At 51.1% G+C, this 24,542-nt stretch carries 21 protein-coding genes and 1 pseudogene; 12 read left to right on the forward strand and 10 right to left on the reverse strand.

Annotated elements, in window-relative coordinates:
- Positions 1-170: 170 nt before the first annotated feature.
- Complete coding sequence (locus NYE48_RS14105) at positions 171-1,562, reverse strand: amino acid permease (RefSeq protein WP_340999113.1); 1,392 nt, start codon at positions 1,560-1,562, stop codon at positions 171-173.
- Positions 1,563-1,948: 386 nt separating this feature from the next.
- On the opposite strand from NYE48_RS14105, the gene NYE48_RS14110 reads away from it, so the two are divergent.
- A complete protein-coding gene (locus NYE48_RS14110; protein ID WP_340999114.1) occupies positions 1,949-2,695 on the forward strand; it encodes an EcsC family protein in 747 nt (248 codons plus the stop codon).
- On the opposite strand, the gene nasC is transcribed toward NYE48_RS14110, so the two are convergent.
- Together nasC and nirB are read right to left on the reverse strand one after the other, a co-directional pair.
- Positions 2,692-4,812, reverse strand: a complete 2,121-nt coding sequence (gene nasC / locus NYE48_RS14115; RefSeq protein WP_340999115.1) for an assimilatory nitrate reductase catalytic subunit NasC — start codon at positions 4,810-4,812, stop codon at positions 2,692-2,694. The two genes, NYE48_RS14110 and nasC, sit on opposite strands and share 4 nt — an antisense overlap.
- 53 nt (positions 4,813-4,865) lie before the next feature.
- Positions 4,866-7,019 (reverse strand): nitrite reductase large subunit NirB, encoded by a 2,154-nt coding sequence (gene nirB / locus NYE48_RS14120; RefSeq protein ID WP_340999116.1) that lies wholly within the window; start codon positions 7,017-7,019, stop codon positions 4,866-4,868.
- Between the two features lie 451 nt (positions 7,020-7,470).
- Between nirB and NYE48_RS14125 the strand changes: the two are divergent.
- Positions 7,471-8,696, forward strand: a pseudogene (locus NYE48_RS14125) (nitrate/nitrite transporter).
- A 193-nt stretch (positions 8,697-8,889) separates the two neighbouring features.
- Here the strand turns inward: NYE48_RS14125 and NYE48_RS14130 are convergent.
- Both NYE48_RS14130 and wecB read right to left on the reverse strand, forming a co-directional pair.
- On the reverse strand, positions 8,890-9,804 hold the full coding sequence (locus NYE48_RS14130; protein ID WP_340999117.1) for a GNAT family N-acetyltransferase: 915 nt from the start codon (positions 9,802-9,804) through the stop codon (positions 8,890-8,892).
- Positions 9,805-10,121: 317 nt separating this feature from the next.
- Positions 10,122-11,264, reverse strand: a complete 1,143-nt coding sequence (wecB, locus tag NYE48_RS14135) for a non-hydrolyzing UDP-N-acetylglucosamine 2-epimerase (RefSeq protein ID WP_340999118.1) — start codon at positions 11,262-11,264, stop codon at positions 10,122-10,124.
- A 195-nt stretch (positions 11,265-11,459) separates the two neighbouring features.
- On the opposite strand from wecB, the gene NYE48_RS14140 reads away from it, so the two are divergent.
- The 6 genes from NYE48_RS14140 to NYE48_RS14165 all read left to right on the forward strand — a co-directional run bounded on the left by NYE48_RS14140 (position 11,460) and on the right by NYE48_RS14165 (position 16,863).
- The gene (locus tag NYE48_RS14140) at positions 11,460-12,488 is read left to right on the forward strand and encodes a glycosyltransferase (RefSeq protein ID WP_036715543.1); all 1,029 of its coding nucleotides are present in this window, start codon (positions 11,460-11,462) and stop codon (positions 12,486-12,488) included.
- Positions 12,485-13,690: a glycosyltransferase family 2 protein gene (locus NYE48_RS14145; RefSeq protein WP_340999119.1), complete on the forward strand. Its 1,206-nt coding sequence runs from the start codon at positions 12,485-12,487 to the stop codon at positions 13,688-13,690. Before NYE48_RS14140 ends, NYE48_RS14145 begins: the two co-directional genes overlap by 4 nt.
- Before the next feature lie 60 nt (positions 13,691-13,750).
- Positions 13,751-14,773: a polysaccharide pyruvyl transferase family protein gene (locus NYE48_RS14150; protein ID WP_340999120.1), complete on the forward strand. Its 1,023-nt coding sequence runs from the start codon at positions 13,751-13,753 to the stop codon at positions 14,771-14,773.
- A gap of 3 nt (positions 14,774-14,776) precedes the next feature.
- Complete coding sequence (locus NYE48_RS14155) at positions 14,777-15,097, forward strand: hypothetical protein (RefSeq protein WP_036715545.1); 321 nt, start codon at positions 14,777-14,779, stop codon at positions 15,095-15,097.
- Between the two features lie 61 nt (positions 15,098-15,158).
- Complete coding sequence (locus NYE48_RS14160) at positions 15,159-15,362, forward strand: hypothetical protein (RefSeq protein WP_036715546.1); 204 nt, start codon at positions 15,159-15,161, stop codon at positions 15,360-15,362.
- Between the two features lie 325 nt (positions 15,363-15,687).
- Positions 15,688-16,863 carry a serine hydrolase domain-containing protein gene (locus NYE48_RS14165; RefSeq protein WP_340999121.1) on the forward strand — a complete coding sequence of 392 codons (1,176 nt, stop codon included), beginning with the start codon at positions 15,688-15,690 and terminating at the stop codon, positions 16,861-16,863.
- 177 nt (positions 16,864-17,040) lie between these two features.
- Here the strand turns inward: NYE48_RS14165 and NYE48_RS14170 are convergent, their stop codons facing one another.
- Positions 17,041-17,985: a cation diffusion facilitator family transporter gene (locus tag NYE48_RS14170; protein WP_340999122.1), complete on the reverse strand. Its 945-nt coding sequence runs from the start codon at positions 17,983-17,985 to the stop codon at positions 17,041-17,043.
- A gap of 262 nt (positions 17,986-18,247) precedes the next feature.
- Between NYE48_RS14170 and NYE48_RS14175 the strand changes: the two genes are divergently transcribed.
- The 4 genes from NYE48_RS14175 (at position 18,248) to NYE48_RS14190 (ending at position 21,407) form a co-directional block, all read left to right on the forward strand.
- Positions 18,248-18,373 carry a YjcZ family sporulation protein gene (locus tag NYE48_RS14175; protein WP_339324770.1) on the forward strand — a complete coding sequence of 42 codons (126 nt, stop codon included), beginning with the start codon at positions 18,248-18,250 and terminating at the stop codon, positions 18,371-18,373.
- A gap of 333 nt (positions 18,374-18,706) precedes the next feature.
- Positions 18,707-20,326, forward strand: coding sequence for a GMC family oxidoreductase (locus NYE48_RS14180; protein WP_340999123.1), 1,620 nt, complete (start codon positions 18,707-18,709; stop codon positions 20,324-20,326).
- Positions 20,327-20,525: 199 nt separating this feature from the next.
- Positions 20,526-20,945: a DUF1259 domain-containing protein gene (locus NYE48_RS14185; RefSeq protein ID WP_036713313.1), complete on the forward strand. Its 420-nt coding sequence runs from the start codon at positions 20,526-20,528 to the stop codon at positions 20,943-20,945.
- A 42-nt stretch (positions 20,946-20,987) separates the two neighbouring features.
- A complete protein-coding gene (locus NYE48_RS14190) occupies positions 20,988-21,407 on the forward strand; it encodes a DUF1259 domain-containing protein (RefSeq protein WP_036713310.1) in 420 nt (139 codons plus the stop codon).
- A 132-nt stretch (positions 21,408-21,539) separates the two neighbouring features.
- Here the strand turns inward: NYE48_RS14190 and NYE48_RS14195 are convergent, their stop codons facing one another.
- From NYE48_RS14195 to NYE48_RS14210, 4 genes are all read right to left on the reverse strand, one after another.
- The gene (locus NYE48_RS14195) at positions 21,540-22,061 is read right to left on the reverse strand and encodes a GNAT family N-acetyltransferase (protein ID WP_340999124.1); all 522 of its coding nucleotides are present in this window, start codon (positions 22,059-22,061) and stop codon (positions 21,540-21,542) included.
- 24 nt (positions 22,062-22,085) lie between these two features.
- A complete protein-coding gene (locus tag NYE48_RS14200; RefSeq protein ID WP_036713325.1) occupies positions 22,086-22,538 on the reverse strand; it encodes a MarR family winged helix-turn-helix transcriptional regulator in 453 nt (150 codons plus the stop codon).
- Between the two features lie 167 nt (positions 22,539-22,705).
- Entirely contained in the window at positions 22,706-24,001 is a 1,296-nt protein-coding gene (locus tag NYE48_RS14205) for a DUF4179 domain-containing protein (RefSeq protein ID WP_340999125.1), read from the reverse strand.
- Positions 23,967-24,530, reverse strand: a complete 564-nt coding sequence (locus NYE48_RS14210; protein WP_340999126.1) for an RNA polymerase sigma factor — start codon at positions 24,528-24,530, stop codon at positions 23,967-23,969. Before NYE48_RS14210 ends, NYE48_RS14205 begins: the two co-directional genes overlap by 35 nt.
- Between the last annotated feature and the right edge of the window lie 12 nt (positions 24,531-24,542).

Below are 24,542 nucleotides of genomic sequence, written 5' to 3' on the forward strand. Positions count from 1 at the left end.
GTTTATTCATTGGTAAATCAACTGGGGCGCTATGATTATGACATATGGCTATTTATAACATTGACGTTAACGTATAGGTCGAGCGAAAATTCCTAACCTTATGAAAAAAACACCCCATTCCGTTGAAAATGGGATGTTTATGGTCATTTAAGCGGATATTAGCCGCCATTTTATCTGCTGCGGTTTTCAGCGCTTGTTTGATCGCTTCTTGGAGCAGCCTTGCCGACCCCAAAGGCGAAATAACTGATCACGACAATGGCCAAAAACACGATGCCGATGATCAGGGAGATGCGCGTATCGTCGTTCATCCACATCCCGACCAGCACCATAATCAAAAAGGCAATGGTTGCATAGTTTGTCACTGGAGAGAGAGGCATTTTGAACGGATGCTGCTTCATGCCATCCCCCTTGGCCTTTCTGAATTTGATTTGACTGATGAGAATGACGAACCACGGCACCATACCGGGAAGCACGCTGGCGCTGTATACGTGCACGAACAGATTTTCCGGCGCAACATAACTCAACACCACGCCGACTCCCAAACCCACGAGTACGCCGATCGTTCCCAACAGGGGCACGCCGTTACGGGACAATTTCGTGAATATTTTCGGCGCTTGTCCATTGACGCCTAGTGTATATAACATGCGTCCCGCGCTAAATATCCCGCTGTTGCAACCTGACATGGCAGAGGTGATGACGACAAAGTTGATGATCCCGGCCGCTGCGGTAATGCCGATTTTCGCAAAAGTGGCAACGAACGGGCTGCCGATGGCTTGCAATTGATTCCAAGGATAGACCGTTACGATGACAAAAATGGCGCCGATATAGAAGATCAGAATCCGCCAAATAATGCTTTGCGTCGCGCTCATTAACGTTTTTTGCGGGTTTTTCGCTTCGCCTGCCGTAATCCCGATCAGCTCGACACCCTGGTAGGCCCCGGTCACCAGCGAGAGCGCAAAGAAAAATCCCGACCATCCACCGGTAAAAAAGCCTCCGTGCTGCCACAAGTTCGAAAATCCGATCGCATGACCGCCGTTGCCGATTCCGAAGAAAATCAAGCCGAATCCTGCAACGATCATCAATATGATGGTCACGATTTTAATCATCGCAAACCAAAACTCGAATTCGCCGAACGATTTTACGGAAATGAGGTTGGCTGCGCCGAGAATCGCCATCGCGATGATCCCCGGAATCCATGCGGGCAAATCCGGAAACCAATACTTCATGTACGTCCCGACGGCAATGATCTCCGCCATCCCGACAATGACCCACTGGAACCAGTTGCTCCATGCCGTCGCATAGCCTGCCAATGGATGAATGTACTTATGGCCAAAAGTCGCGAACGACCCCGTGCTGGGTTCAACGTACTGCATTTCCCCCATTGCGCGCATGATAAAAAAGATAAAAATCCCTACCACGGCATACGCAAGCATGACCGATGGACCTGTCCATTGGATCGTGCTTGCAGAGCCCATAAATAACCCGACACCGATGGTGCCGCCCAAAGCGATCATCTGAATGTGACGAGCTTCGAGTCCCCTCTTCAATTCGTTGTTTTTCATCGCAGTTCCCCCTCTGCTGCACTCTTGGCTGTTCAATTGGAAAAGTTGCAAAATCTTGAAGTCTGTTTTATTTTGTAAGCGCTAATCTAATTGTATTATCTTGTTCCCATGAAAACAATCATTTTCATTTGGTAAACTGCATGCCGATCGGAACGTGCTTATCTGATTTCATGTAACAATTTGGTTGTCGCCATCATGAAGTTGATGCTGGCCGTAGAAATAGAGATCCGGTCAACCTCGAAAAGCCTCGATCGAAGGCGTGCATCCTATCGATCTCCGGGGGATGCTGGACTTTGGTCGAGGTCCGACACCTCCCGGGGTCTGTTCCGCAGCACGGAGAACTTCGTTACAATAAAGCCAATAGTCTTTTGGAGGAGCGATCGAGCATGAACTACGAAGATAAAATACAGAGGGAACTTGCAGAATGGGAACAAAAAATGTTCAAACCGCCCGGATGGCTGGAAAAAACATCGAAAACGATCGGCAATCGCATCAATCATTGGATTCCCCCGAAGGTGCACAACATTATCACGACAACGATCCGATCGATCGTGCGTACGGCGCTGTTCGGCGCGGAATATACGCCCAGCCGCGCGGTGCAGCGTCAACCGGAACTGGAGGCTGCCGATCAAGAAGCGAACGCGTTGTTTGCGTTGTACCAAAAAATTGCGGTTGCCGAAGGGGCCGGAACGGGGGCTGGCGGCATCGTGCTCGGCTTGGTCGACTTTCCGGCTTTCATTGCGATCAAGATGAAATTTTTGTTCGAGCTGGCGCATGTTTACGGTTATGACACGAAAGACTTCTCCGAGCGGGTATTCATTCTCAAGGTGTTTCAGATGACGTTTTCGGGACCGGAAAATCGCGCCCGGCTGCTGGATTCCATCAAACGTTGGCATCTCGAGAAGGAGCAGTGGCACTCCGACGCCGAATATTCCCGAAGCATGGACTGGGAAACGTTTCAAATCGAATATCGCGACGCCATCGACTTTCGGAAAATGCTGCAAATGGTGCCGGGGATCGGCGCAGTGGCAGGAGCATGGGCGAATTACGCCATTTTTGAGGATCTGCGCGAATTCGCCATGAATGCTTACCGCCTGCGCAGATTGCACGATCATTTCGCGGTGGTCGATTAATTCTTTAAAGGCCGGATCCGGACAGCGGTCGTCTTGAAGCCGGGCATTTTGCAGAACGGGTCCAGTTCCGGCCGCGTAGCATGATTGACGTTCTGGACCCCGCCCCAGTGCATGGGAACGAACAACGTGTCTTGCCGGATATGGTCCTTCATTCTGCAGCGCACGGTAAAGGATCCATGTTCCGACAGGATCTCTACCCACTCGCCGTCCCGGATCCGGTAACGCTGAGCGGTCAACGGATGAATCTCCGCGAAATTTTCAAGCTCGCGCGCAAGCAATGTCGGACTTCTGCGGGTCTGCACGCCGGTCAGGTAATGGGACAATACGCGTCCATTGGTTAGAATCAGCGGGTAATCCCCGGACGCGCCAGCCCACCGCTCACCCTCTGTTGCGGTGAAAACAGCCTTCCCGTCCGGATGGGCGAACGATTGTCGGAACAGCAATCCGACCCCGTCTTCTTCAGGAGAAGGGCAGGGCCAATACACCCCTTCCTCCCGGCGCAACCGGCCATACGTGATGCCGTAATAATCCGCAATCCCTCCTTTGCTTGCCAGTCTCAGCTCATTAAAAATCTCTTCTGGTTCGTTGAAGCGAAAAAACGGCCCTTTGCCCAGTCGATCTGCTATGGAGCACAGGATCGTCCAGTCATGGCGCGTTTCTCCCGGCGCCTGTCGGCCAGCCGTCCGCAGCAGGACCCGTCCCTCCAGATTCGTCAGCGTCCCTTCGTTCTCCAAATAGGAGGTTACCGGCAGCACGAGGTCGGCCAATCGGGCCGTTTCGGACATGAACATATCGGCAACCACCAGAAACTCAAGGTTTTTCAAGCCCGCCGCCGCATGCCCGGCGTTCGGATTCGAAACCACGGGATTGGATCCCATCACGAAGAGGGATTTGATCTTGCCCTGATGTATCAGCTCCATCATCTCATAGGCGGAGACGCCTTTTCCCGGCAAGCTTGAAGCTTCGACACCCCATACGGAAGCAACGTACTTACGGTCCTCCTCCTTCTCGATCGATCTGTAGCCCGGCAGTTGATCGGCCTTCTGCCCATGCTCTCTTCCGCCCTGTCCATTCCCTTGGCCGGTGACGGCTCCGTATCCGCAGCCTTCCCGACCGATTTTCCCCGTGGCCAAAACCAGGTTCAGAAAATGGAGCACCGCCAGATGGCCATCCGTCTGCTGTTCCACCCCGCGGGCTGTCAATATCATTCCCGTGTCCGCCATGCCATAGCATCGGGCCGCCTCCCGGATCAGCTCCGCCTCCAATCCGCACAGATCGGCGGCCCGATTCAGATCGAACCCGCTCATATAGGCAATGAGCTCATCATAACCGTTCGTTCTGCCCCGCACGAACGCTTCATCCACAAAGCCTTCATCCATGATGATCTTAAGCATGGATGAAGCCAGCAACGCATCCGTCCCCGGTCTGATCGGCAAGTGGATATCAGCCATGGCGGCCGTAGCCGTTTTCCGCGGATCGATGACTACGATCTTCGCCCCGTTCTCTTTCGCCTGGTGAAAGTATGGCAGCAGCGTCGGCTGGCACTCCGCGATATTGGTGCCGGCAAGGACGATGCAGCGGGCCAAGGGAATATCGGCCAGCCTGAACGTCAGTCCTCTGTCGATTCCAAAGGTTTTGCTCGCTGCAGAGGCCGCAGCCGACATGCAGAATCGACCGTTATAATCGATATGCCTCGTGCCCAGCGCCACCCTGGCAAATTTGCCGAGCAAATAGGCCGTTTCATTGGTCAGCGATCCTCCGCCGTATACGGCATTCGCATCCGGACCGTACTGCTCCGATATGGTCTGAAATCGTCGGCTGATCATTTCAATTGCCTCTTCCCAGGAGCAAGGAACAAGTTCGCCGTTCGAACGGACCAACGGATGCAGCAGCCGCTGCGAATGGACCGCATGCTGATGCGCATTCATGCCTTTGACGCATACCCTGCCTTCTGAAGCTGCGTTCGGCACACCTTCAACCTTGTACGCAGTCCGGTGCTGACCCGGAACGCCTTTCTCACCGGGAGTAACCGTCATCTTGCACTGTACGCTGCAAAAAGGACATTGAGTCTCTGCCTTGGCCGGGGCTCCCCCCGCATCCGAACCCCAAAGAAGCATAATATGCCACCCTCTTCCTTGAATTTTCCGCTCTTCCTTCTATTTTTCACGATTTAACCGGCCCGAGTTTTCACTGAACGTCGCGCCAGCTTCTCTGCCAGCTCTTGTTGGAGTTCAACGTCAAGCACATTCTCCCGGATCGCCATGACGCCCGTACGCTCCACCCACATCCATAGCGGTTCGTCATAAAATCCGTTCTGACGATACCACTGCAGGCAAGCGAATACGAGCCGAACGGCGTCTTCCTCGCGTTCTGCAACTCCGATCAGCTGTCCTTCACGGACAGGATGCTCCGCATGCCCGCCGAGATACACCTCCCAACCCGCAGGGCAAGCTGAAATGCCGATCCCTTGAACCAATATGCTAATGGACGACCCTGCACCAGCGCTTACCGGATAAGGAAGCGTCACGTCTTGCCAACCGATGCGGAGCCATTCTCCAATACGCCGAATGCTTGCAGCCGCCGGTCCTGAAGTTTCCCCGTCTTCAACGTATAGCCGGACTCCCCGATCAAGCGGCTGCCCTGCAAAAACGCCGCTAAGCGAAGACTTGCTTGCCGATGCCCGTTCTTCATCGTCCGCAACACCCGCTATTTCCAGGTAAAAGCGGATGACCGGGAAGCATGCTGCACACCCGCCCGCCTTCTTCCAGCCCAGATGCGCCATCATTTCCGGGATGGAACGACATCCTTCATTCACGGCGTGAACCATGGCTTGCTTCAATGAAGCATGGCCAAGCTCCGTACAATCGCATACAGGAACTTCGGCCGGCGTACCTGCTGCCGTCTGCAACCTCTCCCTCCTTTTACCGCTTCGCATCGTTTTGACGATCCCGGCCACCATAGGCCGGCAGCCGCCGCAAGAACCGGATGCTTTGGTATGCTCCTTAACCTCTTCGGCGCTTTGCAAACCGTGGTCGGCAATGGCCCGGATGATTGCCGCTTTGCTGACGCCATTGCAGGCGCACACCGTTTCATGGTCCGGCAGCGCCTCCGCCGCTGTTGCCGCCGGGCTGGACGCATTTTCACGCGGAAGGAGCTCTGAAACCGCCGCGCCTCGCTTCACGAACCCCAGCAATGCAGCCCCTTCCGACGTATCTCCGAACAGGATCGCACCGGTAATTTTGCCTTTGTGCATGGTTACTTTTTTGTATGTGCCGCACACGGCATCATAGTGCTGAATAGCGGTCTCAACGCCGTCCCCTGAGATGATGCCGGCGGAAAAAACGTCGACTCCCGATACTTTAAGCTGGGAGCATGGAATAGACCCGCGATACGGTTCAGACTCCCGCCCGCAGATGACGCGGGCCAGCACCTTCGCTTGCTCGTACAGGGGAGCAACCAGGCCATAGCTCACGCCCCGATGCTCCGCGCATTCTCCCACTGCATAGATGTGCGGATCGCTTGTTCTCATGAAATCATCCACCAGAATCGCCCGCTGCGTACGAATGCCGCTTCTTCGGGCCAGTTCCGCATTGGGCCTGATTCCCACGGCGAGGACGACCACGCCGGCATCCAGCCGCGTCCCGTCCATAAACCGAAGCCCCTGCACTCTTGTACGGCCTCCGACGATTCGCGTGGTGTTCTTCGATAGATGGAATTGCATCCCTTGGCTTTCGAGTTCTTTCTGAAGCATATGCGCAGCCGTCTGATCCAGCTGCCGGTTCATGATATAAGGGGCGTTATGAACCACTTGGGTTTCCATCCCGAGATGAAGAAGCCCTCGGGCAGCTTCCAAACCTAACAGCCCTCCGCCGATGACGGCCGCTTTCGCGTACCTTTTGGACATTTCGGACATCTTCGCGCAATCGTCGATCGTCCGGAATGAGATAACTCCTTCTTTATCCGTTCCGGGAATGGGAGGTATGAACGGGGATGAGCCTGTTGCCAGAATTAGCGCATCATACGTTTCCCGAACGCCGTTGACCGTCTCGACGCAGCGGGCTTGCGGATCGATATGATGAACGGGCTGGCCAGCCAGCAGCCGGATGCCGTGCCGCTCATACCAGGACCAGTCGTTCAGGATCAAGTCCTGTAAGGCATGTTCGCCTTGAAGAACCTTGGATAAGAGGATCCGATTATAGTTTGGATAGGCTTCGGCGCCGAATACCGTAATGTCAAAGAGCTCCGGCTCAAGCTTCAGGATTTCCTCAACACACTTTATCCCCGCCATGCCGTTCCCAACGACAAGCAATTTCTTTCGCTTCATGAGCTTCCTCCCTCCAACGCCATGTCATACTCATGTAAGAAAACAGAAAACGCCCTCCCCTGTAATCAGGAAAGGGCGTCATTGCCACCAGACCGACACGACATTGTGCCGAGTTTCAATCGGTATGTTAAATATAGATTAGTTGATGCAAATGTTTGTGTCAATATATGTAACGCAAAATATGGTCTCAATGTGTTAAATTAAATTTTTTGAACAAACGTGTTATGTATATTGACATTCAATTGACCTCTTATCTATAATGTGATCATCAAATTCAACTGTTAATTTCAGACAAAGGCACAATGAGGTGTCTTGGGTTTGGGGCAATGAGGCCGCGAATCGTTCTTTTCTTGCAAAGGGCGACTTGCGGCCTTTTTATGCCTGGAGCAACAGATCGACAGCATGAACAGAGAAAAAAGAAAAAAATACATCTGGATAAGGAGCGATAACCATGGAGAGAAAAGGATTTTGGCAAAGCGGGCATAAGCCCTCCCTGTTTGGTGCTTTTTTGTATTTCGACATCAGTTTTATGATTTGGGGCTTGCTTGGACCCCTTGCGGTGGTAATTGCCGCGGATTATCCGATGGACCCGGTGCAAAAGGCAAATCTGGTGGCGCTGCCCGTGCTGGGGGGATCGATCCTCAGACTGGTATTAGGGTTCCTCGCTGATCGCCTCGGTCCCAAACTATCGGCCCAAATGGGAATGATCGTCACCCTGATCCCTCTTTTATTAGGCTGGTTGTGGGTCGATTCGCTCGATCAACTGTACGTCGTTGCCGTTCTTCTCGGCGTTGCCGGAGCATCGTTCGCTGCAGCTCTTCCCCTTGCCGGGCAATGGTATCCCAAGGAACATCAGGGCTTGGCGATGGGAATCGCCGGGGCCGGAAACAGCGGCACCGTCCTCGCGACCCTGTTCGCCAATCGTCTTGCCCAACATTTTGGAAGCTGGGAAATCGTGTTCGGCCTCGCCATCATACCTATTGCATTGGTTTTCATCTATTTCTCTTTGTTTGCCCGCAACAGTCCGGATCGACCTGCTCCCAAACGACTGTCCGAATATGCCCATGTCCTCAAACAACGTGATGCTTGGGTATTCTGCGCCCTATACTGCGTGACGTTTGGCGGCTTTGTCGGGCTCGCCAACTATTTGACGATCTTTTTCAACACCCAGTACGGTCTTTCGGCGGTTCAGGCTGCGGATATTACCACGATCTGCATCGTTGCAGGCAGCTTCTTCCGTCCCGTAGGCGGTTTTCTGTCCGATCGCATCGGCGGCTCCCGGATGCTGAGTTTCTCTATGCCGGAGCCGCGATGATGCTGATCGGCGTCTCCTTCCTGCCTCCTCTTGGGATCGTTGTTGCGCTGTTGTTTATCGGCATGATGTGCTTGGGTGCGGGGAACGGTTCCGTGTTTCAGCTTGTTCCCCAACGGTTTGCCGGCGAAATCGGCCTGGTTACCGGGATCGTCGGTGCTGCAGGTGGACTTGGAGGTTATGTGTTGCCGCTAATATTGGGTCGATTATACCAAGCAACAGGCTCGTACGCCCCAGGCTTCATCATTTTAAGTTTCATTGCGTCCGCTTCGCTGACGCTGACGATCGCGATGCAGCTGAAATGGCGCCGAAGCTGGCTCCGCGGAGTATCGTCCGGCCCGGAAACCGGATCGGCCAAAGCTTGATCGCGATGTATCGCGATGTACCGCCGGAAATTAAGCGATGACTCCATCAAATCATGCAAGGAGGATTAGGACCCGCTGACGAAATTGCACGAGCGGCAGGCTGAGACTTTTTTAGTCCTGGCCTGCCGCTCTTTCATGTTGCAAATAACAAGTAAGCCCTTCGTGAGCGCTCCCTTGTTATTTTTTTAACGACTTAAAGCTCTCTATGATAACGCACTTCTTCCGATATTTCTTTGAAACCGGCAGAGTGGTATAAGGACAACGCGGAAGCATTGGCCGTTTCGACTTGGAGGTCTGCAGTCGCACATCCCTGATTCTTCAGATAGGTTAGCGCCTGAGAAAGCAAATGTTTTGCAATCCCTTGGTTCCGCCAAGGAAGTCTCACAAACAGATCTTCAACGATCCCCTCCCCCTCCTCATCTACCCAAGCAATGATGCTCCCTGCGAAGGCGGCATGTTCCCTTACAATAAACATGGTCCACGAAGCATGATTCCGCTTATTCATGAACTGCTCGTAACCAATCGGGGCATCCGGCCAAATCTCCATATCTATTTCTATGTATTCCTGGATCTTTTCCTCGGTATCCATTGATTCTTTCACGCATCGAAAAGATTCAGCAAGCGGGGCCACGCCTATTTTTTCGCTTAAGTCTCTTCGCATGGTATACAAACTTTTCGAATATACAAAACCTTTCGATATGAAATAGTTATTGTTGCGCGCTTCGGTCGAATGGTTCCCGACGCCGATCATCGTTCGATTCGAACGGGGCAGCGTGTCTTTTAACTCGTATGCCCGGCGTAACATGCATTCATACAGCAAATCATAGAGCGGGTAGTCGTTTTCTCTTTGCGGAATGGTCTTTAAATTGAAATAAATATAATGCGCATGCCTTTGGGGGCCGCCTGTCGGGATCGTGGAAATGACTTCAACTTGTCCCTTCGCCAGCATCATTTCATTTTCGATCGCAACGAATACGTTAGGCCTATGATGTTCTTCTCCAACCCACCAAAAAACGGCGTTCTTATTGTTAGATGTAACGGCATGATACAACTCGCCTAATTTCTGCATGTCCTCTTTTCTAAAGGCCCGGACTTCTAAATCGCGCAAACCAAAACACCACCCATTTGATTATTCCCGCTAAAGGATTCGCAGTAGTATTTTAGCATGATTTCGATGCTTCGTTTGGTGACAAATGGATTTAATCGTTTTTCATCTGACTTCAGTTCACTTGGAGCGTCTTCATCAAGGCATAAAAAATGACACTCGCCGGAACGGAAGCAACGATACCAAGCTTCCAACGTTCCGCGCGGGCAGCTGCGTGTCAGTCATCCCCGAAAACATTGCAGAGAGAGGGTTAAAAGAACCCTCCTCCCTATCGCTTTGGCCAGAATCGAACAATCGCCGATTTTCCGATAGAGCCGCAACTAAGAACCCCATGACGCATTCGAAGAAGATCCGTGCCCAATGTCAAAATAGTCGCCTATTGCACGCACGATCCGCGCAGAAGCATGGCCGTCACCAAACGGATTGGCCGCCTGGGCCATGGCAGCATAAGCCTTCCGGTCGTGCAGCAGCTTCCTGATTCCCTCCATGACGTTTGACGTCCGCGTCCCGACGCATTTCAAGGTTCCCGCCGTCACGCCTTCCGGCCTTTCCGTCTTCTCCCGCAGGACAAGCACCGGTTTGCCGAGAGAAGGCGCTTCTTCCTGGATGCCGCCGGAATCGGTCAATACCATGTACGATCGCTTCATGATATGATGCAGGTCCACAACGTCCAGCGGCGCGGTCAAATGTATCCGCTCCTGCCCCGCCAACGCGTCCGATACGGCCTTTTGAATGGCGGGATTTGGGTGTACGGGATAGATCAATTCGATATCCGGATTTTCCTGGACGATCCGTTTGACCGCTTGGAATACATTGTTCATCGGCTCGCCCCAATTCTCCCTGCGATGCATGGTCATCAGTATCCAGCGCGTCTCCTTCCGGAGCTTATGCTGGAGCGGATGCGTAAACGGCGCATTCAGCGTCCATTTCATGGCATCGATTCCCGTGTTTCCCGTTACATAAATGTGCCGTGTTCTATTCTCTTTCAGCAGATGCGCTGCAGCCAGCTTTGTCGGGGCAAAATGCATGTCCGCAACCCGGCCGATCCACTCCCGGTTCATTTCCTCGGGAAAAGGCGCGTATTTGTCATAGGTTCGAAGCCCCGCCTCCACATGGCCGATGGGCACTTTGGCGTAATAAGCGGCCAAGGCGCCAATAAACGCGGTCGTCGTGTCCCCGTGAACCAGGACCAGATCATATGGATCCTTCCGAAATACCTCTTCCATCCCCCGAAGCAGATCCGCGCTCAAGCTGTACAGGCTTTGTCCTTCCTTCATCATATTCAAATCCATGTCCGCACGGATATCAAAACATTCCAGCACCTGATCGAGCATCTCCCGATGCTGTGCGGTAACGCACACGACCGGGGTGAACCCCGGAGTTTGTTCGAGTTCTTTGACCAAGGGAGCCATTTTGATGGCTTCCGGTCGCGTGCCAAAAACGACAAGTACCTTTTTATCCATACACGTTTCACGCTCCTCGCTCCTATCGAAATCGTCATCGGGAACATGATATGAAAGATTGATAGAAACGTTCCGAACGGGTCCCGTTCTTTGCATAATAATGAACCATTTTAAGCTCGATTCGTTCAATAGCCCAATCTTCAAAGCTATCAATGCATATAGTAACCCTAGCATCAAAGAAAGGAGGAAAACCTATTGGCAGTAATCATTTATCCAAGAACGATGAATTGGTCCTATATGAAGCAGAGGCCGCAGCAGCTGATGACCCAGCTAGGGGCGTTAGGACATCAGGTTTTCTTCGAAAACCTGGCACCGCTGGATTCAGAGTTTAAAGAGATTGAAAAAAATGTCTATCTATTTACGGATACGAAGGCCTTCTTATCCAAAAAACTCCCCGTACTTCGCAAGGAGGAACCGGTTGTCGTCTGGACGACCTGGTCCAAGCTTAGGACGCGCATCGACACGTTGTTCAAGCCGGACGTTACGATCTATGACTGCTGCGATGAATTTCCGCATTGGGCAAAATACGAGCCGAAGATGATCGAACGGGCGGACCATGTCGTGTGCACGGCGGATGTTATTCACACCCGTCTTTCTCTAGCGTATCCCGACAAGCCGCTGACGTTGATTCCGAACGGAGCTGACCCTTCATTTTTTGATGCCCCGGCATCCAAACGCCCCGCCGACCTGCCGGAAGGTCCCGTTGCCGCTTATATCGGGGCTTGGGCCTATTGGGTGGATCACGAGCTTTTCGCCAAGGCGGCCGCCGCATTTCCGCATGTCCATTTCGTTTCCATCGGCGCTCCTTACGGCAGCTCCGGCGATTACTCGCAGCTTCCCAATGTGCACATTCTCGGCGAAAAACCCCACGATGAACTCAAACGCTATCTTCGTCATATCGACGTAGCCTTAATTCCGTTTCAATATCATCCCATTACGCTCGCAACCAACCCGGTCAAAGCTTACGAATATATGGCTGCAGGCGTCCGCGTATTGTCGACCGCCCTGCCGGAGTGCATCGCGATGGAACCGCATGTAAAAACCGCGACCACCCACGACGATTTCATTTCGAAACTTGGGGATATCCTCACGCACCCGGATACGGAGGAGAGCAAGGAAGCCCGAATTGCCTATGCTCGCGGCAACCGCTGGCTCGAACGCGGAAAGGCGGCCGATCGGGTCATTGCGGAAACGATTCGTCTCAAGGGGCTCAGCGGAAAATGAAGCAGTTTGATATTCTTCCTTCCCAGCCCATCGGCTTCACCCGGGACGAAACCATCGCCTATCGCGACCGGCTTCTCGAGGATGCAAGCCGCTCCAATGGCGAGTGGGTGTGGTTAAGCGGTGCGAGTCCTCCCCCTTATAGGCAATGGCTCCGATCCTTCGATTGGCCTTTCGCATGCCCGGATCATGCTGTATGCATATGCGTGGACGGGATCCCCTGCCTATGGCGGAGGGAATGGCTTTGTAACCGCCTGTCGGAATGGAACGGCCGCCTTCCTGCGGCTCGTTTTCTTCAGGATGATCTGATGCCCGGCGACGAAACCCTAATGTTTCGGCTGGATATGCCTGAAGCGTCTGATCCAAGCCTCGGAATCTCCGGAAACCGTAAATTTTTCGGCAGATTCCCGGTTTCTCGGCAGCATGATCGCGAATATATCCTCCCTATTCTGACTGCCACCAGGCAGCATCCGGATTTTTGGGCATCGAATCAGACGGCATGGGCCCATCCCCGTTCGGAGCCGGCGGTTTCGATCCTTATGAGCGTTCACAATATGGGCGGCACCATCGGCTGGAGCATCCGCTCGGTGCTGGCACAGTCCTGCGGGGATTGGGAACTGGTCATCGGCGATGATGCTTCGGATGACGACAGCCTGGAAGAAGCCTGCTTTTTTTCCGACCCCCGAATCAAGGTTATCGTTCAATCGCGAAATCGCGGCAAGGCGATCATGATGAACCGGCTGCTCGAGGAAGCAAAAGGCCGCTTTATCCTGGAGTTGGACGGCGACGACTGGCTGCCTCCGGATACGGTCCGGCTGCTGTCCGAAGCTCTAGATCAGGCACCGGAAGCCGGAATGGCGACGGCCCTTTATGCATGGTGGATCCGGACGAGACAAATGGGACCGGTCTGGAAAAGCACCATAAGCAGCGTTTGCCAACAAAACCCGTCCGGTTTATCCGCGCATTCGGCCCACCCCCTCGTTCCCCGGATGTATCGCACCTCATTGTTGAAAGCGATCGGAGGTTGGTGGGACCGGGAAGACCGCTTCGGCCGGATCTTCGAAGATATCGACCTTACCGCCCGGCTGCTTGAGCATCACCTTCTCGTTCAGGTTCCGGCCGTCCTGTATCACCGCGTAATTTGCGGCAGCAGCATCAGCCAGCGCAACCGGGATTTATTTCCGGCCTGGCGCAAATCCCGTTAGAACCGGTCCGCCTGGTGTTGCTGTTTGATTCGGCAAGATTGTAAAGGAGGTGAAACGCACATGAAAATTGCCGCTTCCGGATATTACGGAATGGGAAACTTCGGGGACGATCTGTTCCTTCATACGCTCCGCCAGGTTTTTGACGAACATCATGTCTATCCTTGGAACTCCCGGCTGGATCCGAACCAGACCGATGCCTTCATTATCGGAGGAGGCGATCTGATCACCCCCTACTCCTTCAACAAATATTATTTCCCTGAACAGCTGAAAGGAAAGCCCATCTGGGTCTATGGGGTCGGCATTGTCGATGCCTATCCCGAGCACACCTGGCCGGAGGAGCAGGTTTCGGCTTACCGGGATATGATCTCGACGGCCCAGCGTGCGGTATTCCGGGATGTGAGATCCCAAGCGATCGCGAAACGGGCAGGTTTTCACCGGAATGTAGAGGTGGCTCCGGACATCGCATTCGCTTATCGTCAACCGTTCATTCCCGTAAAGCGTTTTTCCAGGCGTCCGACGATCGGCGTGGTGGTGTTCTCGTATTCTTCCTTCCCGATGGACAATATGGCAAAGCTGCTTTCGCATTTGAACCAAAAGGGGTTCCATCTGACGCTCATACCGGTCATTCATCATCCGGGCAACGCATACTCCGACTTTGGAACATGCCTGCAGCTGCAGCAGAAGGTGAAGGAACTTACGCCGCATGCATCCATCGAAACGCTTCCTTTCCTGATGGATATCGAGCTGACGTACAGCTTCATTCAATCCGCCGATTATTTGCTTTCATTCAAGCTGCATCCGTCCCTTGTAGCGCTTCGGGCAGGTAAGCCGGTGCTTGCCTTCAGTACGATGGGCAAAGTGCACAGCCTTATGCAATCCTTCGGGCTCGGCCCGTATGTCGTCGATTACCGCCGGCCGCTGGACGAACTGGTGGATCATGCTGAGAGCTTTTTGAAAAATGCTCCCGGCCAGGTGCATCGCGCGCTGCCTTTGATCCGGGAGACTGAACGACGAAGCCTTGCTTCCCTGCTGGAGCTAAAGAAGCATATCGAACAATACAAACGAAGACAGAAAGGAGAATGAATTATGTGCTGCATCCTGTTCGGCAGACGACTCGCTGCCAAAGTCAAAGCGTTAACGCGCAAGGTTGAACATCTCAGCCGGCAAACCGAACATTTAACCGAACGGGTCGAATCGCTGGAGAATCAGATCCGAACCGGGTTGGTCGCCATTCCGGAGCTTATCGAATATTTCGAAGCCCGAACCGGCCGGAAGGTACGCGTCGGTACTACTTTCGTTACCCTGGAAGGCGTCGTATTGGCTACGGCCGTGGATGGGGTTCAGCTTCGGGAAGCCTCGGGCGATCTCGTTCTTATTCCTTTCACAAATATTACGTCCGTACAGTAACCCCATTCGATTGACGTTTTTTTGATTTCCTATTCGTCATTTGCAAAGGAGGCGAACCCTCATGCGTTTTGTAGATTGGCTTCAGGGCTTTATCGGATCCGAAACCGAAGTAGCGGTGTCCGGCGATATCATCGTCGGGACGTTAACCTCGGTGGAAGAAAGCACCGTTACGTTAAAGGTGCCTCCGATCATATATGGCCCTCCGACCGATACGGCCATCATTCCGCTTCGGGCCATCGAATTCGTTCGAATCGTTTCGTCCTGATGGTTTTGACGATGACCCGAAAACAGCGTGTTGCCTGGCGTCTGCTTGTTTGTCGTCGGATCGATGACGGCATGGACTGCCACGTTCACATTATCAGCCCCTCCCGGCGAGATTGGTCCGGGCATTCGTTTCGCTGACCGCTTCAATGTGAACTTCGCCCCTAATAGGTTAGATGTGCAGTTCACAACCGAGCGGTCTTTTTTCGTTCAAATGATCGTAACAAACCCTATACAACCGGCCCGAAAGCGCTTAATATTCTGTTTAGTGCGTGGATCGCTTCCCTTTGGATTCAAGCAAACTTTTTCGAAAAGGAGCCCTATAAAACATGCTGGAAGCCATCATTGTCAATCAATTGAAAAAAACGCTGAGGGCAAGCATCGACAACCAGGAGATCGCCGGCGCGAACTTCATGGTGATCAAAGACGGCAAGGAAGTTTTTTATCATGAAGACGGCTTGGCCGACCTCGAATCGGGACGCCCGCTGACCAGGAATTCGATTTTTCGTTTATATTCAATGACGAAGCCGATTACCGCTGCCTCGGTCATGATGCTGTTAGAACGCGGGGAGATCGATTTGTTTGATCCGGTGAGCCGCTACATTCCCGGGTTCAAAAACCAACGGGTCGAAAAAAACGGCGAATTGGCGCCAGCCTCCCGGGAAGTCAACATCCACGATTTGTTGAACATGACTTCCGGTTTGGCCTATGGCGGAACCGACAGAGCCGGTCGGCACACGGAGGCCTTATTTCAGGAGCTGGGCAGCCGTTTGAGCGGCGATAATCCGATGAGCACCATGGAATTCGCAAACCGCCTGGGGCAAGGCCCGCTTTCGTTCGAGCCGGGATCGTCCTGGCAGTACGGAACGTCGGCCGACGTTCTTGGAGCGGTCGTGGAAGCGGTAAGCGGCGTGCGGTACGGACAATTTTTGAAAAAAGAAATTTTCGAGCCGCTGGGGATGAAAGATACCGGTTTTTGGCTGCCCGCGGAAAAAAGAGGACGCCTCGTGAAAACCTACCAGGATGACGGCGAGGGCGGCTTGAAGTTGTACGAGGGGAACAATCTCGGCATCCGGCATACCATGGACCGTGATCCGGCATTCGAGTCCGGGGGAGCGGGACTTGCGTCCACGATCGACGATGCCGCCAAATTTACGACGATGCTGATGAATCAAGGCAGCTTAAACGGCGTTCGCCTGTTGAAACCTCGAACGGTTCAATATTTGACATCGGCTTCTTTAACCGATTGGCAGCAAAAAGGCTTCGATACGTGGCATTCGTTGCGCGGCCATAGCTATGGCAAACAAATGCGCATCCTGACCGATCCGGGCAAAGCCGGATTCATCGGCAGCCAAGGCGAATACGGATGGGACGGCTGGCTTGGGGCTTACTTCTGCAACAGCCCTCACGACGGTTTGACGTTCCTGTTTATGGTGCAGAAAAAAGACGCCGGCACGATGCCGATTACCCGCAAGCTGCGCAATATCGTGTTCAGCACGTTGTAAGGGTTATCTTCCCCAACCGCTTTCTAGCCTTCAACTGCACAGCGCATCGATGAAATTCGACTTTGGCGCAAATGCCGGAGAGCTTGTGGAAAGTGGATTCAAAAAAATGGTTGCCAGTCGCCAGGTTGGATCCGGCGGCTGGCTTTTTTGCGATCCGGAAGACTGCAGCGAAGAGGGTTAATTATCCGATCCCTTAAACCCATGATGATCGTCTTCGTACCATGGATTCAAATGAACCAAAACTTCCTCAACGTCAGCATGCTGTTCCATGATGCTTTGTTTGATTTTACGGGAGATGTCGTGTCCTTCTTGAACGCTTAGTTCTGCCGGAACGCCGACCCTGACGTCAACGATGATATAATGTCCGTGGTCCCTGCACCTAATTCTGTCAAGGCGTTTCACTTCCGGAATTTGTTGAATCAGTTCAATTAGTTCGTTTATTTTTTCCGGATCGATGTTTTTCTCCATTAATACGTCGATCGATGATTTTCCCATATGAAAAGCCAATTTGAACACAAGAACAGCTACAATGATTCCTGCAATAGGATCCCCGTAGGACAGAATTCCGATATCATAATGATCGCCGATCATGGCCAATCCGATCCCTGCGACCGCAGCAATGGATGCATATACATCCGCCAGATGATCATAAGCAGTCGCAATCAAACCGTTGCTTTTCAACCTCTTGCCTATCGACATGGTATATACATATAAAATTTGTTTGAGGACCAAAGAGAACACACCTGCAACGAGGGCAATCATCGTAGCCTTATGCGGCGGTTCAAAAAGGATTGCAACGGAATGGTATGCCATGTAGATGGCAGCGAGCGCCAATATAATCGCTACGATTCCCGCCCCGACCACCTCGGCCTTCCCATGGCCATAGGGATGATCTTCATCGGGGGGGAGCTTGGAGACGCGCATCGAGCTGAGGGCGGCCCCGGTAGCCACGACATCGCCTGCATTGTGCACCCCGTCTGCGACGAGCACCGGACTGCCGAATAATATTCCGACTGAAAGTTTGACTGCAGTTAATGCAACGTTACTGATAAAACTGAGCCAAATCGCAATCGATGATTGCCTATTTTCATTAACCACGAATTCATTGCTCCCATAAAACATATTTAATCATCATTTGACGCTTTGAACGTGAAGGCGAAATAACGACCAGAATCTAATAGTAGCTCACAAACTTTGTGTGGGTCTAGAGAAACAGTTTTTGTCCTTCTCTAAAAAATATGATGCGGCATAAAATGTTGGACAAGAGAAAAAGTCGAACGGGACGGCTATTTTGCGGCATGATTTTTTATTGCCTTTTTGCCCTTACTCAATCCAAATGAATCCATATGATACAGTGTATTTTATTTCAAGGAGGTCGTACGTGATGAGTGAAGTCGTTGGAGGCGTTGGCGCGGGCTACGGTCCTGGAGGATTATGGGGAGGAAATATCGGAGTCATTTTGGTTTTATTCATATTGCTGGTGATCATCACAAGATCTTTTCTATGGTAAACAACAACAATAGAGAGGCCCTGCAGATTACTGCAGGGTCTATTTATCTATTTTTAACCGCCACAGGTTTTGCAACCATCGAGAAGCAGGACCGGATAGCAGAACCAGGTAGCAGAATCATGCGGATTTCGCTCCCTCCACCATACTCTGCTCCTAAATTTCCGCCCTGCTGCAGTAACCCCGTTCACCGTGCCTCCAACGCTTCGTGTTTGGGCATTTCCCCTTCCCGGTTGGATGAACTGATTTTTTATCGCAGCCGCGACCCTGAAATAGGCACCTTAACCAGAATAAAATAATATTCTGAATCAGTTCATTTATTAAAGGAGCTCGGGAATGAAAAAAAACTTGACCTATGATTATATCGTTGTAGGAACCGGTCCGGCAGGAGCCGTTATCGCCAAGTCGCTTACCGACGACAAACGGACCTCCGTACTCGTACTGGAATCGGGCGGAAATCATGACAAAGATCAACCGATCCGGGATTCAACCTTTGCACCGGAGCTTGAAGAACAGTTTTCTCCAAATTACTTTTGGCAAGGTGAGGGCGTTCCTCAGACCGGACTTGACGACCGGACATTCGAATGGACCACGGGCCGACTCCTGGGAGGCGGTTCCTCTATAAACGGAGAGCAATATGTCCGTCCGACGGCAGCCGTGCTTCGAAAATGGGAACGGTTGCTCGGACCCATATGGTCCCCCGATAAAGCCCTGCGGCGATTCAAGCGGCTGGAAAAATTCAATGGCTCAACGACAAACAAAGCCGCACACGGTTATAAAGGGAGAATAGACATCAGGCAAGCGCCTGAAAATCCCACCTCCATGGCCCGTAAATTGACAAATGCTATCGAGCGGGCTACCGGTTACCCCATCATACTTGACTATAATGATCCCGATACTCCCCTCGGACCATTCACCCGCTGGCAATTATACCAACAACCGGATGGCCGAAGGGAAAGTTCATCCACAGCCTTTCTGTCTTCGGATATCATGACGGCTTTAGGCAAAGGGGTCCATAACCGTAAGTTAACCGTACTCTTCCGCACCACGGCTCTTCGCGTTCTTTTTTCCGGCAAACGTGCCATTGGAGTTGAATTTTTGAAGGATGGACAATGCATCTGTGCGTATGCTCGGAAAAAGGTGATTATATCGGCAGGCATCAACAGCCCTCAGCTGCTGATGCTTTCCGGAATCGGATCGGCCAAAATGTTGAAAAAAGCGGGGATCCCCGTCGTCTTCAATAATCCGAACGTAGGGCAACGATTAAAAAATCACACTTTAAACTTCGCTGTTTTCAGTACCAATCCCAATGATCATCCCCTTCCTGCCGTTGATCCGGATGCGCTTTATACGGGGGGAGCTTTTTTGCCGGATCCATCCGGAAACGCTCCCGGCCAACGGGGCGTTCAGCTTGTCGGCATCGGTGCAGACGGGCAATTGACCATAGCCATTCTGTACTTGCGTCCTAGAAGCAAGGGGAATATCCGGATACAAAGCAAGGATCCGCTAAACATCGTATTGGCAGACGAAGGATTTCTTTCGGATCCGGACGATCTGGAGGCCGTAAAACAAATCTATCGGACTTATATCAAAAATATTGCTCTTGAGCTATCACGGATTGATCCTTCTTATCAGCTTCTCTCGCCTACGTTGGATATGATCGATGATGATGAAAGCCTTGAAGCATTTATTAAAGAAAATTTCGACCATAATCACCATCAGCAAGGCTTTCTGCGAATGGCTCCTTTATCCAAGGGAGGCGTCGTTGATCGTAAAGGAAATGTGCATGGGGTCAAAGATTTGATCGTTGCGGATGCATCCATCGTCCCTTTTACGGTCGACAGAAACACTTCCGCCGCCGCCTATCTTATCGGCTATACGATAGCTAGGCAACTAGGCAAAAAAAGAAACCCTCCAAAAAAACGGCGGACGCGAACGGAATGGGGCGAAGAATGAATTCTGGCGTTCCGGGATGATTCGCGCGTGCTGAAGGTGTTCATATCGAAACTTTGAACCTGACTTAAGATAAGTCAGGTTTTTCATATGAATTGAGTGGAAACTCTATTTTTCGGTCATATCACATAAGAGATTGCTCCAATACAATTCTCTTCTTCGATCATAGGATACATAGAAATGGATTAAAGGAGGACATGTGATGGCAGAACAAGTCAAGGTTAGCCCGCAATTCAAAAAGCTCTGCAGCCAATTCGCGAAAATATTGGGAGGCCAATCGGAAATCGAAGCAGGTCCGGTTTGTTTTGTTACGCGGATGACGAATCTACGAGAGAAAATTTTAGGTAGAAGAACGCGTTCCCCGCTGGTTCAAATGCAAATGTTTTCCTTCGAGTCGCTCGATAAGTCCGGCCGCGCGCTTTGTTTGGGTGAAACCGCCGTGCATCAGAGCCAGGTGAACCGTTTGATGTCGAATCTCCGCAAACGCGGGATTAAAGTAACGGCCGTTCATAACCATTGGCTCAAAGAACAGCCTCGCTTAATGTATATGCATTGGGAATCCATTGACAATCCTGTCGCATTTGCAAGAAAAACAAAAGAATCCATTAAATTTTTGGGTTAACGATCGGCTGTATTCATACCTTAAATGAGAGGATGATTTCATATGGCGGAAGTTAAAGTAAGTCCTCGCTTTAAAAAACTTTGCAACGAATTCTCGGCTATCTTAGGTGGAACGGAGCATGAAATTACGAAAGGCCCGGTTTGTTTCGTCTCCAGAAACCGTAGAATTAAAGCATCGATTTTAGGGAGACGTACCACCTCTCCATTAATCCGCTATCAACTATTCTCGTTTGAATCGCTGAACAGCTCCGGTCGTGCGCTCTGCTTGGGGGAAACGGCCCTTTTCCAAAGTCAGGTCAATCGATTGTTGACGAATCTTCGCAAAAACGGGATTAAAGTAACGGCAGTCCACAATCACTGGTTGTTCGAAAATCCGCGTTTGATGTATGTTCACTGGGAGTCGATCGACGATCCTATTGAATTTGCGAAGAAAGTCAAACGTTCCATTGCTTTCTTGGGTTAATATTCCCCCCGCGGGAAGAGCCGACGCACAATGCCGAGGTTCGGACTAATATACGAAGCGGCGGCAGCCTATGGCTTTTCAGTCTAGTCTGCTGCCGTTTCTTTTTTGCGGCTTTATATTTCTCTAAAAATGTCATTTCAGCGTCCTGGTCATGATTAAATCGGTTTGTTCTTCATCACCCATATAGAACGAGTGGGCTCCCGTATGAACAAAACCCATTTTGCTGTAAAAATCAATGGCGTTCTTGTTCTTTTCCCAGACGCCCAGCCAAATTTTTTCTTTATTTTGTTCCGTGGCAATTTCAATAGCTTTATTCATTAGAAATGTGCCAAGTCCCTGCTTGTGAAATTTCTTCCTGACATAAATCCTCTCGATTTCAAGTGAATCATCGCCCATGGCTTCGGATTGGGCATCGCCTGCGTTTACCTTCAAATACCCGGCGATGTCCCCGTCCGCATAAATAAAATAGAATTCCGAAGCTTGGTTTGAGAGTTCCGTTTCCAATTGCTTTAAGTTAAAAGCCTTTTCTACATAAGCTTTCATATTTTCCGGCGAATTTTGATCCTTGAACGTATCGATGAATGTTTCCATGCTTATGTTTTGGAGGGTTTGTACATCGTCGACGCAGCATTTTTTGATTGTTATGGCGGTCATTGTATTTATCTCCCTAATCTCTATTCAATAATTTCTTTTGTTTCCTTTTTTGACGAATTCCCAGTCGGTTTCTACGTTTTTTCTGACTCTTTGGAGCAGATGAAACAGCGTTTCAGCTTCGCTTTCGGTAAATCCGGCTAACGCGACCCCGTTCGAATGGTCATGTTCCCGTATGATAAAAGGATATACATCGCTACCTTTGGCCGTAGGAAACAGCTTTTTTATTTTTTTGTTATGTTCATCGTCTTTTTTTTCGATAAATCCGTTCATTTCGAGTTTTTGAATCGCTCGAGCCGCCGTCGTTCGGTCTACTTTAATCATTTCGGCCAATTTCTCCTGAATGATTCCCGGGTTTTCGCATATGCGGACAAGGTACAAGTACTGGCCTTTGGTAAGATCCAATGCCTTAAATTCGATATTGCTGATCGAATCCAATGCCCGGGCGATCATTCCGATTTCACGCAGAATTTCTTTCAATGCATGCACCTCCATCGACGTATTTTCCGAATACATCCTACACTATTTTTATTGCATTTGCAACAAAATGCGGATTTCACCCCGTTCTACCGGCGAAAAAAACATACAGCCTCCCGGAAAACCGGAAGGCTGAACCCATGGACGTTCAAATAAAACCATGCTTTTTATTATTGCCTATCGACTGGAATCGATATTTTCTTCTTGTAGGTCTTGATATATTGATATCCATCCGCCAGCAGAAATTCAGGCTTATCCCGAGTGTTAAACGAATACGTCTGCTCCCATAAAATATTGCCGTTATTCAAATCCCACTGACGTTCGGCCGAAATCGACGAAACGGGAATGATTTTGCCCCCGGCTTGGACGGATAAGCTGCCTTTGTCCAGGAATGTGAATTGATTTCTGGCAATGACGATCTCATACCCCGCGCCGGTTTTCGTGACGCTTCGAATCCAGAACTTTTCATCCCCAACTTTAATGGAGCGATCGGATGGCGACCCAAGCGGGATCGGATCGTTTATTTTATGGTATCCTTCGAAATTTTCGAGCACAAGTTCAATGGACTGAATGCTGCGGGTTGGGAACGGGCCGAAATTCAGTTGGAAGTCCGCCGGATGCTGTCCCTTTTCCTCGTTTAGCCTTACTTCGAGTCCATTCACGTAAAGCCTGGTTTTCCCTGAAAACCTCGGATATTCTCGGAGTTCATAATGCCCCTTCACGATGGTTGAAGTCGGCGATGCCGTAATGTAGTCGTAGTGGATGGTTCCTTGATCGACGTCAACGGATTCCGAAAGTTCCTCTTTCACGATGCTTTTCATTGCTTTGTTCGCTTCAAAATCGAAAGTAATGGGATACGATGCCTTTTTTCCGTTATCCAGCCACTCGCTAAAAGTGACGGTTAATGTCCGGGAGAAGGGGCTGACCGGCTCAAACTCAGCGTATCCCGCGAATTGGCTTTTGCTTTTCCCGGGATTTCCGCCGCCTCTAAGCGGAGCCGAATCGGTCAAGAACCCCTTCACGCTGTCAAAATGGTATCGTCCAATACGATCGTCGGTAAATTCGATGCCTTCGGGTAGATCGATGTTGTAATACAAACGGAAAACGTTATCGTCAGCAATCACCCCATGAATGGTCAGAACGGTGCCGTCCGGAAGCGTGGTGCTTTTGTTTACCTGTTGTCCGAATCCTTGTTCCATCACTTCGGCAAAGCTGAGCGAGTTCAAACCGGCGCCGTTAAACAACTTGCTTCCGTAATAAGCGAAGGCAGGATACTCATAAACTCCGAGCATGAGAATGATCGCTGCTGCAGTGGAGACGGCCCATGCCCATGCTTTGCTCGTATTTCTTTTTTTGGCGGGGACGCGCTCCAGCGCATTCCGAAGCCTCTCCTCAAGACCTGGCGGCGCCTGCACTTTATTCACCGCCTGCTTATACTCCTCTAAGGTCTTCTCGATCGTTTTCATAACGATCACCCCCGATCATGGCTTTCAATTTTTGCATGCCTTGAGAAATTCGCGATTTGATGGTTCCAAGCGGCACGCCCGTCATGTCCGCAATCGTCTGATAGGGAAGATCATGAACGTAACGAAGCTCGATGGCTTCCCGCTGCCGTTTGTTCAGATGGGATAGAAGCACCTGCATGTCCATCTCGGACTCCGTATCGCGATAGGGATTTTCGTCAGTCAATGCAGAATGCGATGCCTCTTCCCCTTCTCCGAATGCAAGGTATCGATTCTTTTTGCGAAGCAGCGTTTTGCACCGATTGACAAGAATGCTTTTGCTCCAGCTATAGAATGCCTCCCCTTTTTGCAATTGATCGATCTTTTCATACACCGTGACGATCATGTCCTCCATCGCGTCCATCGCATCATGCTCGTTTTCCATGTAGGTATACGCAAGGCGGTAATAAGCGTCCTGATCGGCCAAGATGAGCTGCAATAATGCTTCTTTGTCGCCTTTTTTGGCCTGCTTGACAAGATGGCTAACTTTCATGTTCTCTCCCCT

Origin of the sequence: Paenibacillus sp. FSL M7-1455, assembly GCF_038004655.1 — a bacterium.
In the GTDB taxonomy this organism is placed as follows: domain Bacteria; phylum Bacillota; class Bacilli; order Paenibacillales; family Paenibacillaceae; genus Paenibacillus_AQ; species Paenibacillus_AQ cookii.

Coding starts and splice junctions, on each gene's coding strand:
- NYE48_RS14155 (WP_036715545.1), top strand. CDS start 14,777: ATGTGCTGCATCCTGTTCGGCAGACGACTCGCTGCCAAAGTCAAAGCG.
- NYE48_RS14180 (WP_340999123.1), top strand. CDS start 18,707: ATGAAAAAAAACTTGACCTATGATTATATCGTTGTAGGAACCGGTCCG.
- NYE48_RS14105 (WP_340999113.1), bottom strand. CDS start 1,562: ATGAAAAACAACGAATTGAAGAGGGGACTCGAAGCTCGTCACATTCAG.
- NYE48_RS14110 (WP_340999114.1), top strand. CDS start 1,949: ATGAACTACGAAGATAAAATACAGAGGGAACTTGCAGAATGGGAACAA.
- NYE48_RS14175 (WP_339324770.1), top strand. CDS start 18,248: ATGAGTGAAGTCGTTGGAGGCGTTGGCGCGGGCTACGGTCCTGGAGGA.
- NYE48_RS14185 (WP_036713313.1), top strand. CDS start 20,526: ATGGCAGAACAAGTCAAGGTTAGCCCGCAATTCAAAAAGCTCTGCAGC.
- NYE48_RS14210 (WP_340999126.1), bottom strand. CDS start 24,530: ATGAAAGTTAGCCATCTTGTCAAGCAGGCCAAAAAAGGCGACAAAGAA.
- NYE48_RS14170 (WP_340999122.1), bottom strand. CDS start 17,985: ATGTTTTATGGGAGCAATGAATTCGTGGTTAATGAAAATAGGCAATCA.
- nirB (WP_340999116.1), bottom strand. CDS start 7,019: ATGAAGCGAAAGAAATTGCTTGTCGTTGGGAACGGCATGGCGGGGATA.
- NYE48_RS14165 (WP_340999121.1), top strand. CDS start 15,688: ATGCTGGAAGCCATCATTGTCAATCAATTGAAAAAAACGCTGAGGGCA.
- NYE48_RS14205 (WP_340999125.1), bottom strand. CDS start 24,001: ATGAAAACGATCGAGAAGACCTTAGAGGAGTATAAGCAGGCGGTGAAT.
- wecB (WP_340999118.1), bottom strand. CDS start 11,264: ATGGATAAAAAGGTACTTGTCGTTTTTGGCACGCGACCGGAAGCCATC.
- NYE48_RS14160 (WP_036715546.1), top strand. CDS start 15,159: ATGCGTTTTGTAGATTGGCTTCAGGGCTTTATCGGATCCGAAACCGAA.
- NYE48_RS14150 (WP_340999120.1), top strand. CDS start 13,751: ATGAAAATTGCCGCTTCCGGATATTACGGAATGGGAAACTTCGGGGAC.
- NYE48_RS14190 (WP_036713310.1), top strand. CDS start 20,988: ATGGCGGAAGTTAAAGTAAGTCCTCGCTTTAAAAAACTTTGCAACGAA.
- NYE48_RS14145 (WP_340999119.1), top strand. CDS start 12,485: ATGAAGCAGTTTGATATTCTTCCTTCCCAGCCCATCGGCTTCACCCGG.
- NYE48_RS14195 (WP_340999124.1), bottom strand. CDS start 22,061: ATGACCGCCATAACAATCAAAAAATGCTGCGTCGACGATGTACAAACC.
- nasC (WP_340999115.1), bottom strand. CDS start 4,812: ATGCTTCTTTGGGGTTCGGATGCGGGGGGAGCCCCGGCCAAGGCAGAG.